The organism is Hymenobacter qilianensis, from assembly GCF_014489555.1.
Lineage (GTDB): Bacteria > Bacteroidota > Bacteroidia > Cytophagales > Hymenobacteraceae > Hymenobacter > Hymenobacter qilianensis.
In genome coordinates, this window is sequence record NZ_CP060784.1 from 4,046,122 (window position 1) to 4,063,642 (window position 17,521).

The following is a 17,521-nucleotide window of genomic DNA, read 5'->3' on the forward strand; positions in this document are numbered from 1 at the left end:
TTTGAGCTGTGCGTTGCACCGCGCCGAGAAAACTATTTCAGACGGGTAATGTTGCTCCCTATAATCCCTCGCTATCGCTCTTGTTTACTTTTTTAAAACAGCTTTTAAGTCAACGCTCGGCTCCCAACCGGACCGACTGGCAGCCGGCCGTGCGCACGCCGGCTCAGGTGAAACGGCACGAGCAGTGGCTCGCCGACCGCGTTTACCTGAACTGGGCTGGTCCGTACTTTAAAGCGTATCACTTTCGTAAAGCCGGAGTAGGCAGCAGCCAGGGTCTGCGGGTGCAGCTGATCACTGACTGCGGCCGACAGGGGGCCATTTTCTTCTTCGACCCCAGCATCGGGCCGGGTAACTTCCGCCATTTCTTCGACTTCACCTGCGAACGGGTGCTGGAGCTCGGCTACAACCTCTCGACCTCCGACCAACGCAAGTTGGTGCACCCCAGCTACACCGAAACGATTGACAAGCATTTTCTGAAGCCTCAGCCTAAAGACTGCTCGGAAACCGGCCGGTGCAACCAGCGCTACGGCAGCATTACCATCGATCTGATCAGTATTAATGAGCAGCCGGGGTTCATCCGGTTTTTTGCCAATCCCTACCACGACGACATTTTCACCCCGGCGCACTCCTTCGATGAGCTGATAGCGGCCGTCTACCAGCTGCCCCCGCCGATGAGCAGGTGCAAGCCCGCATTGCGGAATACGCCCGTGAATAGGCAACAAAAAAGCCCCCCAGCGTGTGCCTGGGGGGCTTTTTTGTTGCCTGTTCGATGTTTATAGTTATTCGCGTACAAAGCGCAGCCGCTTCTGCTCGCCGGTAATAGTGCTCGTTAGCAACAAATGGTATAGCCCGCTGGCTAACGGGAGCGTATTCAGCTGACTAGCGGCCGGGCTCAACTGTTGGCGCAGCACCCGTCGGCCCACGGCATCTAGTACCACGGCTTCCACCGGCTCCGGCAGATCGGCCAGCGCCAGAAAATCGCGGCAGGGATTCGGATAAGCGCTGACGCTGGCCAGCATGCGGCCCGCGCTGCCAATGTCGACCAAAGCAGTATTGCGTGAAATCGGGCCGGTGGCATTCAGCACCCATTGATCCGGGTCAAGCTCGATACCGGTAACGATGCCCGCGACGGGTACGCTATAGGCGGAAACCAACTTGCTATGCCGCAGCCGCACCACCTGGCTATTGCCCGTGTCGAAGGTGATTTTGTAGTCCAGCTCAGTTTCAAAAAAGGGCGTCACGGTGGGCATGGAGGCAGCTTCGGTGGTTTGCAGCAGCAAATTGCCCCCACCTGATTCCAGCGAACGCTGAATATCGGATAGCCCTCACCGGCGTACCATTGCTCAAAAAAGCCCCCCAGCGAGCGGCCGGCCTCCGCCTCAAACACGCGCTGCAGATCGGTGGTGCGGGCGGTGCGGCCAGCGTAGGTCGTCTGAAACGTGCGCAGGGCCCGAAAGAACTTGACGTCGTCGTGGAGCAGGTAGCGGAGCATGTGCACCACCGCGGCCCCTTTCTTGTAGCTCAGGCGCTGATCGAAAATGCGGCCGACGCTGGTGGTATCGGGTACGCGCACGCTGCCGCCGGGCGTATCCGTGCGGTTGCCCGTTATCCGGTCTATCCGAAACTGCACCTGCTCATGGGCCTGATCGAGCCATAGTCGAGCGGCTTCGGGCGTGGCAAGGGCCTGCAACGACAGGTATTCGCCGTAGGAAGCAAAGCCCTCGTTCAGCCAGATATCTTCCCAGGAAGCGCAGGTGACATTATTGCCAAACCACTGGTGAAACAGCTCGTGGGCAGTGAGCGTGAAGTTGAAGCCGTCTTGGGTGGTCATGGTTTGGTGCTCCATGCCCCCGCCGATGGGCGCCATACTATGGCCGTATTTTTCACTGGCAAATGGATACGGCCCCACCAAAGCCGAGAAGTTCTCCATAAAAGCAGGCGTCCGGTCTATTTCCGTTTTGTTATCGCTGAGCGCCGTCTGATTGTAAACGTAATTGACGATAGGCACCCGCACGCCGCCAGGCAGATTGGCAAAGTTCACATACTCCAGATACGGCCCTACGGCCACCGAAACGAGGTAATAGGCAATAGGATGGCGCGATTTCCACTCGTAGCGGCTGCGGTTATCGGGCAGCGGCACCACGCGCGTCAGCACGCCGTTGGAGCCCACTTTATTCGGATTTTTGGTGGTAATCCAGACGTCGGTGGAGTCGGCTTTGTCGGTGAGTACCTGCTTGCAGGGCCACCACTCGTATGCGTGAAAAGGCTCGCTCAGGCTCCAGGTCACGTTCACATCGTAGCGGGGCACATAGCGCGTGTCGAGGGCATTGCCGATGGCGGCTGAGCTGCCGTTGGGAGCCGTGCCGTGGTAATAAATAACCGCGTCGAACAACGAATTAGCCGCCACTGCCTGCGGCAGTGTCACGCTCACATCGCCGGCCTCGCGGCGCGGCGCGGGGGTGCGGCGCCCGTTCACCAGCACCGAGTCGAGCAGCAGCGCCGGGTGCAGCTCGAAGGCCAGCACATCTAAAATTTGCCCCCCAGAGCGCGCCCGCAGCCGCACGGAGCCGGCCACGGCGCGGGTGTTGTTCTCCAGAGCCAGGTCCAGCTTGTAGTACTTCACGTCGTAACGGTCCATGAGGCGACGGTGGGCCGGCGTGGTCAACTCTTGCCTGACGCTGGTACGCAAGCGCGTTTCGGCGCACCCACGGGCCGCCGAGCCATGCAGGTCGGCTGCTACCGGGCGGTAAGCAGGGCGTTGCGCCGAGGCTTTATGGCCCATTACCAGCAGGCAAACCCAGAAAAGCAGAAAGCGCGTCATGGAGGAAAAGTGAGGGCAAATGGCGCCTGAAGTTTACGCCCTTTTCAGTGGGCCAAGATAGTGGCGGGTATGCTAAAAACTCTGGGCTGGTAAAGTGGGTTCCAGGGCCGTAAGTTGTATATTTAGAGACAACTCCGCCCTGATTACCAAGCTATTCGACTAATGCTTACACCTCTACGCATTTTTACAGCTCCCAACCGACTGCGGTTGCTGCTGCTTCTGGTTTGCAGCTTTTTGGCCCAACAAGCGGCGGCTACTCATATCGTAGGCGGCGAACTGGATTTGCAGTACCAGTCGGGCAGCACGTACCGCATCACGCTGAACCTGTACTTTGATGCGCTGAATGGCAACCCCGGCGCCCTGGACCAGGATCTGACGGTCAGCATCTTTGAGAAAGGCTCGAACCGCCGCCTGCAAAATGTAGTGCTGCCGCTTTCTACCAACACGTTTGTGGCCTACACCAACCCAGCCTGTACGCAGCCTTCGTTGGTCACCCGCAGCCTGGTGTATAGCCGCCTGGTGGAGCTGCCAGCCAGCATCTATAACAGCGCTGGCGGCTACTATGCGGTGGTGGAGCGCTGCTGCCGCAACAACGGCATCAACAATATTGTGCTGCCTGGCAATGCGGGTCAAACTTTCTATCTGGAGTTTCCGGCCGTGGTGCGCAACGGGCAGCCGTTTGTCAATTCTACGCCCCGCATTTTCCCCCCGCTAAGCGACTATGCCTGCCGCGGCGACTTGTTCTACTACAACTTCAGCGGCCAGGACGCCGACAAAGACTCGCTGGTGTATGAGCTAGTAACGCCGCTCAACGGCAGCTCCGACCCCGCCGACCCCAAGCCTGTAGTGGCCGCGCCCGCCCCGTATTCCTCCATCAACTGGAACCCCGGCCTCGGCACTCTCAACCAGATTCCGGGCGCGCCCACGCTTTCTATCGGGCGCTTTACAGGCCGGCTGGAAGTGCGGCCTACCCAAATTGGGCTATTCGTGTTTGGAATAAAGTGCTCCGAGTACCGCAAGGGCGAGAAGATTGGGGAAGTGCGGCGCGATTTTCAGTTGAAAGTGCTCAACTGTCCCAGCAATATCCCGCCCGAAATGGTGGTGCTCATGCCCAATGCCCCACGCGCCTACCAACCCAGCCGCGACACGCTACGCCTGCAGCCCAACGCTGACCGTTGCGTCCGCCTGCGCTTCACTGACCCCAACCCTACTTCTCGCCTGACTTTATCGTTGAACCCGGTAAACTTTACCGGCCCCCTACCCACTTTCGCGAGCATTACGCAAGGCCTGGTTCGTGCCCCCGGCGCGCCCGATACGCTGGTGTCGCAGCTGTGTTTTCCGGCCTGCCTGGACACAAAGGGCAAAGTGTTTTTCGTGGATGTTATTGTGGCTGATGATGGCTGTGCCCTACCAAAGCGCGATACGGTGCGGGTAGCGTTTACGTCCGCGCCGGTGCCCAATGGTGCGCCGCGCATCACCACTACCGCCAACCCGCTTCCCCTGCGCGCCCGCCCCGGCGACCTGGTTACGTTCGATGTAGCCGTCACGGACCCTGAGAACGACCCGATTACGCTCACCTTGGCCGGGCGCGGATTTCAGGCGGCCGCCGTGGGCGCCCAACTTACTCAGGGGATAAGTGGCAATCAGGTACAAGGCCGCTTTAGCTGGCGCGTGCCCTGCCCTACTACCAACCAGCGGCTTTTCGAGTTTGAGCTGGTCGCCACAGGCTCGCCCTGCGCCGAGCGGCAGGCAACTACCATAGTGATACCGGTACAGGTGGAATACAACAACCGGCCGCCCACGCTCACCTCCGATTTTCCGGCCGCGCTCAGCGCGGAGCCAATCGTCATTCGGCGGGTGCTGGGGGCTTTTTTGAGGCGACGCTGGAAGGCCTTGACGCTGATACCGACCAGCTTACCCTGACGGCGGCGGGCAATAACTTCGATCTGGCAGCGGCGGGCATGAGCTTCGTGCCGACCAATGGCGCGGGGCGGGCTACGGGCATTTTCCGGTGGGAACCCAACTGCGACCAGACCACGCTGGCGACCCCTTTGGAGGTTACGTTTCAGCTACGGGAAGCCACTTGCGTGCCCGTGGGCCAACAAAGAACGGTGCGCTTCGAGGTGGCAAGCGCGGATACGCTCACCTTTTTGCCCCCCAACATCTTCACGCCCAACACCGACGGCACCAACGACTTCTTCGAACTGCGCGATTTGCCCCCCAACTTCTGCAACGCCGAGTTCTCTGACATCAAAATCTTTAACCGCTGGGGCAAGCAGGTGTACACTTCCACCAGCCGCAACTTCCGCTGGGACGGCAGCAATATGCCGGCCGGCGCCTACTACTACCTGATCGTGTATACCGATAAGCGGCGCTACAAAGGCAACGTTACGATTGCGCGATAGCCTCGGCGGGGGCGGTAGCGGTGGTGCTGTGCTACTCTAGCATTACTTTTGCACAGCTCCACCCGTCTTCTCTTCGCTTCGATATGATTTTTACCAAGAACGCTGGCTTCCTGCTGGCCTTGCTTTTAGCCGCTACCGTTCCCAGTTTGGCCCAAACCAGCCCGAAAGCCGCCCCAGCCCAGGCCGCGGCATCAGTCCGCAAGCCCACTCCCTTTGATGGCTTGCGGAAGTACATGGCTGAAAATACCCGCTACCCGGAGCAGGCTCGTGCGAAGGGAGTTGCAGGCACGGTGCACGTACGCTTCGAGCGCGACGATGCCGGCCGGATTATCAATCCCAGCATCGCCAAGTCGCTGGAGCCCAGCTGTGACGCCGAGGCCATCCGCGTGATTAAAACGATGCCGCCGCACCTGCTCAATGTGTTTCCGCCCGGCATGAGCATGCTGCTGCCGGTTGTTTTTCCGGCTCCCGGCTCGGAAGTCACTAAGCAATAGCCGGTCGTCAGCAGACTTAAACATAAAAAAAGCCCCCAGAAAGTTTCTGGGGGCTTTTTTTATGTTTTAAATCGAGCCTAATACAAAAACAGGAACAGGGCAAACAGCGCTATCCATAAGCCATCCAGAAAGTGCCAGTAGAAACCCAGCATCTGAATCTGGCGGCGGCGGTACGGGTTGCGGATGAATACCAAGGTTCGCACGCCGTCGCGGGCGGCGTGGGCGGTGCGCAGAAACAGAATCATCAGAAACAAAACGCCCCCAGCAAGTGCAGAATGTGCAGCGCCGACAGCAGATATACGTACGTGCCGCTGGCCTCACCATTGAAGAAAACGCCCTGCGCAATTAGCTCGCGCCACCCTAAACCCTGCAAACCCACAAAAATGGCTGCCAGCAAGAGCGTAGCGCCTAGGCAGCGGGTGAGCATTGCCACATCGTCCTGCTGGTAGAGCCGGCGGGCTTGGCTAATGGTGTAGCTGCTGACCAGCAACACGATAGTGCTGATGGAGAAGTAGCGCGGAAACGGGTGAATGCCCTGCGGCATGGCGCTATTAAAGCGCGTTTGGGCATAGGCCACAGCAAGTACCACAAACAGCACTGTGCTGGCTATCATGCTCAGATACAGCAGCATCTGCATGGGTGGCATACGCTCCATGCGGGAAAGTGTGGATGCTGGCTGGCCCGCGCCCACTTTATTTCTAGAGTCTTTGTCAGAATTCATTAGCTGGAGGTGGCAGCGTGTGCTTGGGCAAACCAATCCGGCGGCCTTTAGTTCCGAAAAAGTGGGTCTGAAGCCGCAACTTGGTTTATCCAAGATACGCAAATCAGCCGCCGCCGACCAGGCTTTTTTAGTGCTAATTTTTGTGCCGGCATACTCGCCTCTAAGCAGTTAGGCTTTGCCCGTAGGCCGCGCGGCCTCTCCCCCATCGGCCTTACCCCTTGCTGAAGCCTGTTACCCAAACAACGGAGCGTGCCAGGCCATGGGAATATCGGCCTCATACTGCCCTGACGTGACGGAAACGCGCCCCAACAAACGTCCTTCCCGCTGAAAGCCGAGCTTTTCGTAGAGCGCAATGGCGCGCCCGTTGCTTTCGCGCACCAGCAGCTCTACGCGCCGAACGTGGGGATATTTCTGCTGAATGATAGATAATAAGGCACTGAACAATCGGTGCCCGAGATGCTGCCCCTGATGCTGCGGGTGCACGGCCACTGTCAGCTCGCCCAGCACGTGCGCAAAGATCTGCAAGCCGCTGGAGCAGGCATGGATTTCACCCGCCAGACCGGCGCCATTAGGCCGCTCCACTACCAAGGCCACTCCCGTAGCCAGGCTGCGCGTCAGAAAAGTATGCACGTACTCGACCGTTATTTCGGCGGGCTGCCGCGCCAGGCCGCCACCCTGCTCCGCTACCGCGAGGTAGAGAGCCTGAATGGCGGCCGCATCAGCAGCGACGGCAGAACGTATCAGTAGTTCCGGCATAAATCAGTTTCCGCGGAAGAATGACCCGATTTTGCCGAGAACAGCGTTGAAGTGGATTTTGGGGGCGCCGCCAACGCCAAACGTAACGTGGGTTTTGCCGGCCACCCGCAGCTCCAGCACCAGGCCCAGCGTGCGCGCCAGATTGTGGAGCTGCTGCAGCGGGTCGAAGCCGGGCGGCTTGGGCTTCTTGGGGCCGGGCGGACCGCTCGTGGCCGCGTCGAGCACGCGCTGACTCGGGAAGTTGACAATGAGGTAATTGCCCGTTCCCGCCACCTGCACGTGGTCGTCGTTGTAGGAGATGACCAGGCGTGCGTCTATTTCTAGGCCCTTAACCAAGGCTGGAAGGGTTGCTGGGGGGCAATTGTTGGCCGCTGCCGGGGTTTTCGCCGCGGGTACGAATGCGCAAAGAGCCATTCAGGCGCCAGGTAGCGGCGGGTGCGGCGGGGTTCTGCGCGTTGGGCACTTGCAATTCTATCTGGTCGAAGGCGCAGGATAGCTCCACACCGCCAGAAAGCTTGGAGAGCAACGAAGCAGCGGTATCGGCCCAGTTTGGGGCGTTTTGTGAGGAAGAGTCAGCCATAAGTTGGGGCGGAATAGAAATGAGAGATACGGCTCCCTACAGGGGCCAAGTTGCTAAACGTGCGAGGTGAGGCACGGTTTTGTATTGGGTTCGAAAGCTACCACCTGCCAGGGGCAAACGCAATTTTGTGCATTCGGCTATTATCTACTATATTCCATATAGCGTATGGAAGCTCAGCCGTAGCCGCATTTGCTGCCAAAAACCTTACTCTCATGCCCCAATCCTATTGCTCTCTGCTTAGCGCATGCGCCCTGGTTCTGTTGAGCCTCACTACCCAGGCCCAGGATTCGCTCCCCGCACCGGTTGTTTCTACCTCTCTCGACTGCACGCACCCGTTTGGTCTTGATAGTTACATGGAGCTGGTGTATTCCATCACCGATGACCGCGGCAAGCCTGCCGGCACCATTCGGCAGCGCGTGGTAAGCCTGGGAAGCCAGACCAACAAAAAGGAAACCATCACGACCAACACGGCCTTGGTTAAAAGCGGCTTGTATGACGGTAAAAACCGCCTGGTCCGCATTCAGGATCTGACTTACGGCTGCCGCCAGGATACTACCTTCACCGACGGCATGAGTGAGATAGAATTCAAGAATATGTCTTCCTTCCGCGACCGTCGCCTTGCCTACGCGCCCGTAGGACTGGCGTGGCCCAATGAGCCCACCGTAGGCTCCATGCTGCCCAACGGCGGGGTTTCGGTGCAGGTGAGCAGCTCCGCCGTCGATATTGCCCAGGTAAATACCACCGTGCGCCGCCGCCGGATCGTCAGTGGTCCGGCTACGCTGGTCACGCCGGCTGGCACCTTTCAGTGCTACAAAGTAGAGTCGGAGCGTGAGGCCAGCGTAGCGCCCCGCGAGGACATGGTGATGCGCACCCGCACCCGCGTGATTGATTATTACTCGCCGGCCGTGGGCATCGTCAAAACGGAGGTTTACAACAAGAACGGTAAGCTGGCCGAAACACGGCTTCTCACCGCTCGCAACCCCGGCAATCAGCCGTAAGCACTACCTTCGGGAGCTGTTTCTGACCTTTAACCTAAACCGTCATGTCTAAGCCTTTTTTGCTGGTAGCCAGCCTGATACTATTGGCCGCTTGTCAGTCTTCTCCTTCTTCCGACGCCACCGCTACTTCGACCCCGGCTGCCACCGAGAAAATGCCCCCTAGTGCCGCAGTTGAGGGTGGCAAGACATACGGGGCGCCAATCACAGCCGCCAATGCAGTGCCCGTCGCTCAGCTTACCCAGTTGCTGGGCACCAAAGATTCGGCGCAGGTAAAGCTGGTTGGCAAGGCTACGGAGGTGTGTCAGGCGAAAGGCTGCTGGATGACGATGGCTATTGCCGACGGCAAACAAATGCGCGTCCGCTTCAAGGATTACGGTTTTTTTGTCCCGAAAGACATCAGCGGCAAAACCGTCGTCATCAACGGCTGGGCCCACCGCGAAACCGTTCCCGTTAGTGATTTGCGCCACTACGCCACCGATGCGGGCAAATCAGAGAAGGAAGTTGCGGCTATCACCAAGCCCGAGCAACAGCTTAATTTTGAGGCCGATGGCGTATTGGTTATGGAAAAAAGCCTTTAGATTTTAGTAGCTAAGAAAAAAGCGGAACTGAGTTGTAGCCATACGACTCCGTTCCGCTTTTTCTTTGGACCCTGTTCAAATTCACAAGCAACAATCGCACAAGAAGAAACGGCATCTGCTCAAATCCGTAGCTTGCAAAGCCAACGCACTACGTTCCATGACTGCCATACAAGACCAGATAAAGGACCTCACTGAGCGCCTCCACCACCTCAATTACCAGTATTATCAGAAGGATATTTCTGAAGTTCCGGACCCGGAATTCGACCGTCTGCTGGCCGAATTGCAGCGCCTGGAGCAGCAGCACCCGGAGTTCGCGCTACCCAACTCGCCTACTCAGCGTGTTGGCGGCACCATTACCAAGCAGTTTCCAACGGCCCTGCACCGCTACCCTATGCTCTCGCTCGGCAACACCTACTCGGAGGCCGACCTGCGCGAGTTCGATGAGCGGGTGCGCCGCGGCTTGGGCGGCGACGAGTTCGACTACGTCTGCGAGCTGAAGTTCGACGGTGTGGCCATGAGCCTGACTTATACCGATGGCCAGCTTACCCAGGGCGTAACGCGTGGCGACGGCACCCGTGGCGACGTGGTCACCAACAATGTGCGTACCATCAAAAATCTGCCGCTCCACCTACGTCCCGCCGCTAATCAGCCGGCCGAGTTTGAAGCCCGTGGGGAAGTATTTATGCCCCTGAATGTATTTGAGGAGCTAAATAAGGAGCGTGAGCAAAATGGGGAAGCACTACTAGCCAACCCGCGCAACGCCTGTAGCGGCGCCCTCAAACTGCAAGATTCGGCCTTGGTAGCGGCCCGTCGCCTGCGTTTTTTTTCCTACGGATTTCTCAGTCCGAACCGGGGGGCTTTTCCGACACACAGCGCTTCGCTCGAAGCCTTGCAAAGCTGGGGCTTGCCCGTGTCGGATAGCTGGCGGCGGTGTCATTCTATTCATGAAGTGCTCGACTTCATACATGAGTGGGAGAAAAAGCGCTTTACCCTACCCGTTGCTACCGATGGCATTGTAATCAAGGTCGATAATTTTCGGCAGCAGGAAGTGCTGGGCTACACGGCCAAGAGCCCACGTTGGGCCATTGCGTATAAATACCCTGCTGAGGCCGCCCGTACCCGTCTGCGGGAAGTGCAGTACAACGTAGGCCGCACCGGCGCCGTGACGCCCGTAGCCCATCTAGACCCCGTTCCGCTGGCCGGCACTGTAGTTAAACGCGCCTCCGTGCACAATGCCAATCAGATTGCCGCCCTCGACTTACGCCTCGGCGACATGGTATTCGTGGAAAAAGGCGGTGAAATCATACCCAAAATAACCGGGGTAGACCTCACCGCCCGCCCCACTGACAGCCAGCCTATCAGCTTTCCGGCCACTTGTCCGGCCTGCAACACGCCCCTTATCCGCCCCGCCGGTGAGGCCCATTATCGTTGTCCGAATGAGCGCGGCTGCCCGCCGCAGCTAAAGGCCCGCCTGGAGCACTATGTATCGCGCAAAGCCCTGAATATCGACGGCCTAGGAGCCGAAACCGTGGGCCGCTTTTTCGACTTGGGTCTTGTCATTACTCCCGCCGACATATACGACTTGCCGCAGCGCCGCGATGAGTTGGTGAACCTGGAGCGCTTGGGCGAAAAGTCTATCCAGAACTTGCTGGCTGGTATTGAAGCCAGCAAGCAGGTTCCCTTTGATCGGGTGCTATTTGGGCTGGGCATTCGCTACGTGGGCGAAACTGTGGCCGATAAACTAGCCACTCATTACCGAAACATTGATGCTCTGGCAGCCGCATCGGCCTCCGAGCTGGCGGCCGTACCGGAAGTTGGCGGCGTGATTGCGGAGTCGGCAGCAGCGTGGTTTCAGGATGATTTTAATCGCCAAATCGTTACCCGCCTGCATGCCGCAGGTGTTCAGATGGCCCTGACTGGTGAAGCACCTAAGGCCGTTAGCGACCGCCTTGCGGGCTCGACCTTCGTGCTATCCGGAGTTTTCGAAGACCATAGTCGTGATGAGTTGCAGCAGCTAATAGAACAGCATGGTGGCAAAGTGACGGGGTCAATCAGCAAAAAGCTCAGCTACCTAGTGGCCGGCGACAAAATGGGCCCGGCCAAGCGCGAAAAGGCAATAGAGTTAAAAGTACCAATCATCAATGAAAACGATTTAATAGCCATGTTACCGACTCCGGAAACGATTGCGGAGCCAGACATTTTTGTATCTTTGCCCGTAACCCCGCCGGACAATGAGCCGGTGGAGCCGCCGACTTATCCCGCCCCTGCTACGCCTTCACCGGCGACGGGCGGCGGAGCAGGTCAACAGGGTTCGTTGTTTTAGCGCTTGCGCTCACGCACCCAGCCGGCTCCCGGGCCGCCTTCTATACTGTGGGTCACATTGGCCTTCCACCCGGGGCCAGGACCTTCCCACCCTAGCCCACAGTTATACAAGGCGGCCCGGTCGAGCCGGAGTGAGCCGCTGGCCACTTTTCTTCTCCTTTTTGACTTCCTGTTATGAAAACCCTTTTTCGGGGCTTTGGCCTGCTTTGCGCTATCACTGTTCTGGTTCCTGTTGCTTCGGCCCAAAAAGCCCCCCAGCAGGTTTCCGCGCCAGCAGTGGGAGCAGTAGATGTAGCTACGGCAGCCAAGCTTATCAAGCAGCCCAACGTGGTGGTACTGGACGTTCGCACACCTGCCGAGTACGCGACAGGCCATGTGCGGGGTGCTAAAAACGTCGATTTTCGGGCCCCTGATTTTGCTCAGCAGATAGCGCAGCTTGATACTACCAAAACGTACATCCTTTATTGCGCTTCCGGCAACCGGAGTGGGCAGGCCAGCAAGCTTATGAAGGCAAAAGGTTTTCCAAAAGTGGTGAACGCAGGCGCCTTCAAAACCTTGCAGGCTGGCGGCTTGAAAACCGAATAATGCTGATCCGGCGCTTGAAGGTGAAGTGCTTGCGATGAGTCTAACCAGCCACCTAGAATTCGTATGTATATTTTAAAAACAAGCCCCTAGTGTACTCCGGGGGCTTTTTTCTTGAAGTTACCCTGCGAAATATTCTTTATATCCGCCGCTGTGAGCTTTCCGACATAAAAAGGGTAGCTATGTGTTGCTACACTGCCTTTCCCGTCATTTGCTGTTACCAACAATCGGTACGCCCCCTTTTTGGCCGGCGCTTTCACCAGCGCCCGTGTACCCTCAGACTTAATGATGGCGCCCGGCAAAGCTTCGCGAGCCGTACGATGTTGGGGGAGAATAAAATTCTCATTGACATCGGGCACTACTTCCCACGCTATAGCCAACAAGTCGCCTTCGGGGTCGGATGCAACAACGCTGGCCTCGTAAGTGCTATCTGCTCGCAGGAAAGTGCTTCGCAACTGCGTTTTACCATTCAGCCGAAATGACCTCAGGCCCGGAGCCTTGTTCGGCAACGATTTGCCCGTCCACAAATAGTGAATCATGTCCACTATGGCAGTCTTTTCGCCGCCCTGCGTGAATAAGCTAAACCACATGGACGTCTGCTCAAACCGCTGCCCCCAGTACAGGACGTATCCGCCCAGACAATGGTCTTTGTCACCTACCATTGTTTTCTCGTATCGGGTTCGGATGTACTCAGCTTTCCTGTCGCTGCTTTGGTCCATGGGCGCCCTCCATTTGGTTTTGGGGCTTCGCCTGTCCACCAGCCTCGCGCCCCAAACTCACCGACAATGTAGGGTCCTGACCAGCCGTTCCCAACTAGGTGAGAGCGGATGTGACCCAACTGACTGAATACGTTCACCGTCAGCACATCCAGATCGGGGCAAAAGCGCTCCACAGCCGTTACCATATGCAGACTACTGGTCATCGTAGTCGTGACGGGATGATAAGGATCCAACTCATGGATCATCTTTACCACGTCGTTCAGAATCTGGAATGCTCGCGGGTTATTGGTATGGTTGTCCAACTCATTCCCCACATTCCACATTAATAAGGCGGGATGGTTGCGAAACCGGAGAACTTGTCGGCGAATCTCGTCGTTCTGCAACGCCACTGCCTTACGGTCATAATAGTCAAAATCTTCATACTCAGGTTTCATCCACAATCCCAGCATTACCGTCAGGCCCTGCTCCTGGGCCTTGTCCATAATAGCGTCAGCGTAGTTAGTCGTGTAGAGGCGAATAGAATTGCCCCCCAGCTCCTTTACACGGTCCAATTGTTGTAACCCGGCTACTCCTTTGATAAAGTAAGGCTCACCACCTCGCAATAGCTGGTAGCCCGTTGCCGTCTTTTTTATCTGTACGGGTAGTACTCCTGTCGGTACCTGAGTTAAAGCATCTGCTTTGTTACCATCTGAATGACAGCTAAAAAGCATGATACATATGCAGCTCAACCATAAAAAATAATAAGAACGATTGTTGAGAGGCATGTTATCGGAAGCTATTTGTAATCTGACTTTTTATAACAAAAAGGAGTCAGCGTAAGTAAAGGAGCAGGACGCAATTTCAATTAATTTTATCCAAAAACATCAAACAGTACTTGGATTTATCGTACCAATATTGAGCTTGATCAGAGGCTGAATTCAAATGACTGGCCTTTCCAAGAGTTAATTTTCGATGCCCCCAGATATCACCCGCACTACACTTATACCAGCAAAGCCTTTGATGCCAAAGCACGTGCCTGTTTCAGAGGAACACAAAGTTAAATACAACTTTGTGCAGGGGGTGCGACAAATGCGCATTTTAGTTCTGATCGGGGTACTCCTGACAGGCCACTTCCTGTGGTGGTTTGCCGACTCTGACCATATTGGCTATCCGCTTTTGTTCTGGCTGCTCACCGTTTCCTTGGGCTTCAAGCTACTGCGCATGCTGCACGAGTGGTACCACTACGTGCAAGTCAGCAAGCCAATTCTGCCGGCGCGCACAAACCACCAGTACACGGTTGATGTGCTTACTACGGCCTGCCCCGGCGAGCCGCTGGATATGATTGAGCGTACGCTGCGGGCCATGCAGGCCATTCGCTACCCCCACACCAGCTACCTCTGCGACGAGGGCGATGATCCGTATCTGCGCCAGATCTGTCAGGAGTTAGGGATAGTTCACGTTACCCGTACGCAAAAAATAAACGCCAAGGCCGGCAACATCAACAATGCGCTCCGCCAGGCGACGGGCGAGCTATGTGTAGTATTGGACCCCGACCACGAGCCCACCCCTGACTTTCTGGATAGAGTGGTGGATTACTTCGCTGACCCCACAGTGGGTTATGTGCAGGTTGTACAGGCTTATGGAAACCAAGAGGAAAGCCTGATTGCCCGCGGCGCGGCCGAGCAAACTTACCACTTCTATGGCCCGCTGATGATGGGCATGAATTCTTACAATACGGCCCAGGCCATTGGGGCCAACTGTACCTTCCGACGCACGGCCCTGGACAGCATCGGTGGGCACGCGGCTGGCCTCACGGAAGATATGCATACGGCTATGCGCTTGCACGCGCAGGGCTGGAAGTCGGTGTACGCGCCTGTGATTGTGAGCCGGGGCCTGGTGCCAGCTTCATTAGCAGCCTACTATGCGCAGCAATTGAAATGGGCCCGAGGTAGTTTCGAGCTGCTTTTCCGGGTGTATCCAACGCTTTTCTCGCGCTTTACCTGGCGGCAGCGTCTGCACTATCTCACGCTGCCTCTGTATTTCTTCTCCGGTGTGGTGGCCCTCATCGATCTGTTGGTTCCGATTCTGGCACTGTCACTTGCTGAGTTCCCGTGGCATTTGTCGCTCCCCCAGTTTGTGCTGCACATGACGCCCATCGTGGCTATTTCCATGCTGATTCGGTACAATGCGCAACGCTGGCTACGGGAACCCCATGAGGCCGGACTGCATCTGACGGGGGGCTTTTTGCGAATAGGTACCTGGTGGATTTATTGCCTGGGCCTTCTCTATACGCTGCTCAGAATACGCGTTCCTTACATCCCCACCCCCAAAGATGGCCACGCCGGAAATGAGTGGCTGCTTAGCCTTCCCAATCTGTTGATGGCTGTTGTCTGCGTAGCAGCCGCGCGTTATGGGCATTACCTGATACAAACACCTTACGCGCTGCTCATGATGGCGCTGGCCATGAGCAACGCTGCTATTCTGGGAGTTTCGGTGCTAATGGCTCAGCATAATCTCCTCAAGGGTTTGCTGCGCTTTGCAAACTCGTTTAGTCCCGCTCGTTGGCTTGTGGCTAAAAGCCAGCAGCTCATTACCGGGCGAGACGGTGAGCTTTTCCCCCGCTTTCGGACAGCCGCCGTCTACATCGCCTTCTTTGTGTTCACTGCCCACTCTTTTATTAGCCTGGGAGTTGGTTTGTGGCTGGATAGCACTGCTCCTTCCCCCGACCTTATCTGGACGCGTTCGGGTGTAGGCGAAGTACGCATGGGCTACGCTGCGACTTCCTCAGCATCCATGTGGTCAGCTTCCACTTCCTTGCCTTCTCGTGCAGGAGCCGATTTAGCTTCACCGATTCAGGAAATACGCCTGCCCCCGGCATTAGCTCCGCAGATATCGGCGGAAGCTCTCCAGAAAGCAGATACACAAGGTAATATCCTGGTACTAAGCTGGGAAGTCCGAAACGGCTCCTTTAACGATACTAACTGGAAGCAGGCGGTAGCCGCTATTCGGGATAATAATAAGCCTGTGATGCTTCGGCCCATTATTAAAGCTAGTAATCCTACGGCGTATCGTCGTACTTGGCAACGCTTAGTTACTAACTTCAGAGCCTCTGGCGATACCAGCGCGGTTTGGGTCTGGACGCCTCCCTCTTCCGATTCGATTGCCGCGTATTTTCCCGGTGCCACTTACCTCGATTGGGTTGCGGCCGATTGTATGACATCGGGGCCGGATGCAATGGCTAAATCACTGCGAAAGTACCGTTCCCTACGCTTGCAGCTCGCTGAGCGAGCCGAACTGACCAGCATGCCTATTATGCTGCTGGCTCCTTTACAACCGAGTCAGTCCCTGCAGGCACAGTCCGAGCACTTAACCAGTACCTTCCTGGAAATAAAAGCCCTTCTTTTTGGTTCGCTTTCCCATACCAGTCGCCCTGATTCATTGAAGCTGAGCGCCTTTATTCCAATTAAGAGTTAATTAACTAACTGTAGGAAAGGCGGTTATAGACATTACAAAACGCAGCATTAGCCCATAAAAAAGCCCCCCAGGTTACTTCTGGGGGCTTTTTTTACAAGAATCCAGCCTACTAAAAGCTGTTCTTCATGCTGTTGTGCAGCGTCCGGGGCGACCAATAGCCGCTGGCAATAATGCGACGAATAGTAAACAACGGGTCCTGCTGGTCGCGCTTCTCAGCCAGCACAAAGGCGCTCACAAAACCGCGCTTTTTCAATTCCGGAATGGCCTCCGGATTCCACAGGCCAAAGGGATAAGCGAAGTAGTTGATCTTCTTGCCCGTTATTTCCTCCAGCGTCTTGGTGGGTTTCTCAATCTGCGTTACCCAATCCTCACCCTGATACTTTTTCACGTTGTGATGGTCCCAGGTGTGCGAGCCGATGACGTGCCCCTGGTCGGAAAGCTCTTTTACCTGCGCCTTGCTCATGTAGCGCGGGCGGCCCAGCGAGACGGTCATGATAAAGAAAACGCCCTTGAAACCGTACTTGTCCAGCTCCGGCTTGGCCACCGTGAACTGATCCAGGTCGGTATCGTCGAAGGTGAGCATGACGGGCTTGGAGGGCAGCGGGGCGCCGGTGGTCAGGTAAGCATACAGCTGATCGGGCAGGATGGTGTGGTAGCCGCTGTCGGCCAGCATCTTCATCTGGTCGCGAAACTGAGCCACCGGCACGATGTAATCCTTGGCATTCTTGGAGTCCTTCGGCTTCCAGTCGCGGACCTGGTGGTAGCAAAGGATGGGTACCTGCGGACGAGCCAGAATCTCGGCAGCGGTGGCAATTTTATTCGCCGGAATGGTCGTCGGATCGGGAGCCGGTGCGTTCGGATTGGCTGGCGCAGCGGCGGCTGGGGCAGTCGCAACAGTATCGGCAGCAGCCTGTTCCTTCGATTCTGAAGCAGCAGCCGATTTGGTTTCGCAGCCAGACAGGGTAAGTGTGGTGGCCAGAATGCCAGCCACTAAAATGGGGGTACGGGTAAGCTTCATTCGGGGTGTAAGCTGGAAAAGGAAACCGATATTTTAGACGAAAGAAAAGGGCATAATAAAGCATTTGACGGTAG

The 17,521-nt window shown here is 56.7% G+C and carries 19 protein-coding genes; 9 read left to right on the forward strand and 10 right to left on the reverse strand.

Translation table 11 applies throughout. From position 1 onward, the window contains the following. Positions 1-80: 80 nt before the first annotated feature. Positions 81-779, forward strand: a complete 699-nt coding sequence (locus H9L05_RS18285) for a hypothetical protein (protein ID WP_187732132.1) — start codon at positions 81-83, stop codon at positions 777-779. Here H9L05_RS18285 and H9L05_RS18290 read toward each other — a convergent pair whose 3' ends face one another. Together H9L05_RS18290 and H9L05_RS18295 are read right to left on the reverse strand one after the other, a co-directional pair. Next, a complete protein-coding gene (locus H9L05_RS18290; RefSeq protein ID WP_187732133.1) occupies positions 780-1,280 on the reverse strand; it encodes a T9SS type A sorting domain-containing protein in 501 nt (166 codons plus the stop codon). After that, entirely contained in the window at positions 1,238-2,821 is a 1,584-nt protein-coding gene (locus tag H9L05_RS18295; protein WP_187732134.1) for a M1 family metallopeptidase, read from the reverse strand. The genes H9L05_RS18290 and H9L05_RS18295 overlap by 43 nt, the downstream gene beginning before the upstream one ends. Positions 2,822-2,983: 162 nt before the next feature. Between H9L05_RS18295 and H9L05_RS18300 the strand changes: the two genes are divergently transcribed. The 3 genes from H9L05_RS18300 (at position 2,984) to H9L05_RS18310 (ending at position 5,720) form a co-directional block, all read left to right on the forward strand. Continuing rightward, entirely contained in the window at positions 2,984-4,744 is a 1,761-nt protein-coding gene (locus H9L05_RS18300) for a hypothetical protein (protein ID WP_187732135.1), read from the forward strand. 38 nt (positions 4,745-4,782) lie between these two features. Continuing rightward, a complete protein-coding gene (locus H9L05_RS18305) occupies positions 4,783-5,226 on the forward strand; it encodes a T9SS type B sorting domain-containing protein (protein WP_187732136.1) in 444 nt (147 codons plus the stop codon). A gap of 83 nt (positions 5,227-5,309) precedes the next feature. Beyond that, on the forward strand, positions 5,310-5,720 hold the full coding sequence (locus H9L05_RS18310) for a TonB family protein (RefSeq protein WP_187732137.1): 411 nt from the start codon (positions 5,310-5,312) through the stop codon (positions 5,718-5,720). A gap of 77 nt (positions 5,721-5,797) precedes the next feature. Here the strand turns inward: H9L05_RS18310 and H9L05_RS24160 are convergent, their stop codons facing one another. From H9L05_RS24160 to H9L05_RS18330, 5 genes are all read right to left on the reverse strand, one after another. Then, entirely contained in the window at positions 5,798-5,965 is a 168-nt protein-coding gene (locus H9L05_RS24160) for a hypothetical protein (RefSeq protein ID WP_223284553.1), read from the reverse strand. Next, positions 5,965-6,441: a cytochrome c oxidase subunit 3 gene (locus tag H9L05_RS18315; RefSeq protein WP_223284554.1), complete on the reverse strand. Its 477-nt coding sequence runs from the start codon at positions 6,439-6,441 to the stop codon at positions 5,965-5,967. Before H9L05_RS18315 ends, H9L05_RS24160 begins: the two co-directional genes overlap by 1 nt. A 231-nt stretch (positions 6,442-6,672) precedes the next feature. Then, positions 6,673-7,197, reverse strand: a complete 525-nt coding sequence (locus tag H9L05_RS18320; RefSeq protein WP_187732138.1) for a GNAT family N-acetyltransferase — start codon at positions 7,195-7,197, stop codon at positions 6,673-6,675. Between the two features lie 3 nt (positions 7,198-7,200). Then, entirely contained in the window at positions 7,201-7,533 is a 333-nt protein-coding gene (locus tag H9L05_RS18325) for a hypothetical protein (protein ID WP_187732139.1), read from the reverse strand. Beyond that, the gene (locus tag H9L05_RS18330; RefSeq protein WP_187732140.1) at positions 7,526-7,777 is read right to left on the reverse strand and encodes a hypothetical protein; all 252 of its coding nucleotides are present in this window, start codon (positions 7,775-7,777) and stop codon (positions 7,526-7,528) included. Before H9L05_RS18330 ends, H9L05_RS18325 begins: the two co-directional genes overlap by 8 nt. A gap of 212 nt (positions 7,778-7,989) precedes the next feature. On the opposite strand from H9L05_RS18330, the gene H9L05_RS18335 reads away from it, so the two are divergent. From H9L05_RS18335 to H9L05_RS18350, 4 genes are all read left to right on the forward strand, one after another. Then, entirely contained in the window at positions 7,990-8,775 is a 786-nt protein-coding gene (locus H9L05_RS18335; protein WP_187732141.1) for a TapB family protein, read from the forward strand. 44 nt (positions 8,776-8,819) lie between these two features. Next, positions 8,820-9,353 carry a DUF4920 domain-containing protein gene (locus tag H9L05_RS18340; RefSeq protein WP_223284555.1) on the forward strand — a complete coding sequence of 178 codons (534 nt, stop codon included), beginning with the start codon at positions 8,820-8,822 and terminating at the stop codon, positions 9,351-9,353. Between the two features lie 157 nt (positions 9,354-9,510). Further along, on the forward strand, positions 9,511-11,676 hold the full coding sequence (ligA, locus tag H9L05_RS18345; protein ID WP_187732142.1) for an NAD-dependent DNA ligase LigA: 2,166 nt from the start codon (positions 9,511-9,513) through the stop codon (positions 11,674-11,676). A gap of 173 nt (positions 11,677-11,849) precedes the next feature. Further along, a complete protein-coding gene (locus H9L05_RS18350) occupies positions 11,850-12,260 on the forward strand; it encodes a rhodanese-like domain-containing protein (RefSeq protein ID WP_187732143.1) in 411 nt (136 codons plus the stop codon). Between the two features lie 86 nt (positions 12,261-12,346). Here H9L05_RS18350 and H9L05_RS18355 read toward each other — a convergent pair whose 3' ends face one another. After that, positions 12,347-12,919, reverse strand: coding sequence for a hypothetical protein (locus tag H9L05_RS18355; RefSeq protein WP_187732144.1), 573 nt, complete (start codon positions 12,917-12,919; stop codon positions 12,347-12,349). Beyond that, positions 12,913-13,527 (reverse strand): glycoside hydrolase family 2 TIM barrel-domain containing protein, encoded by a 615-nt coding sequence (locus tag H9L05_RS18360; protein WP_187732145.1) that lies wholly within the window; start codon positions 13,525-13,527, stop codon positions 12,913-12,915. Before H9L05_RS18360 ends, H9L05_RS18355 begins: the two co-directional genes overlap by 7 nt. Before the next feature lie 517 nt (positions 13,528-14,044). On the opposite strand from H9L05_RS18360, the gene H9L05_RS18365 reads away from it, so the two are divergent. Then, a complete protein-coding gene (locus H9L05_RS18365; RefSeq protein WP_223284556.1) occupies positions 14,045-16,429 on the forward strand; it encodes a glycosyltransferase family 2 protein in 2,385 nt (794 codons plus the stop codon). Between the two features lie 109 nt (positions 16,430-16,538). Here H9L05_RS18365 and H9L05_RS18370 read toward each other — a convergent pair whose 3' ends face one another. Further along, the gene (locus H9L05_RS18370; protein WP_187732147.1) at positions 16,539-17,447 is read right to left on the reverse strand and encodes a polysaccharide deacetylase family protein; all 909 of its coding nucleotides are present in this window, start codon (positions 17,445-17,447) and stop codon (positions 16,539-16,541) included. Positions 17,448-17,521: the final 74 nt, after the last annotated feature.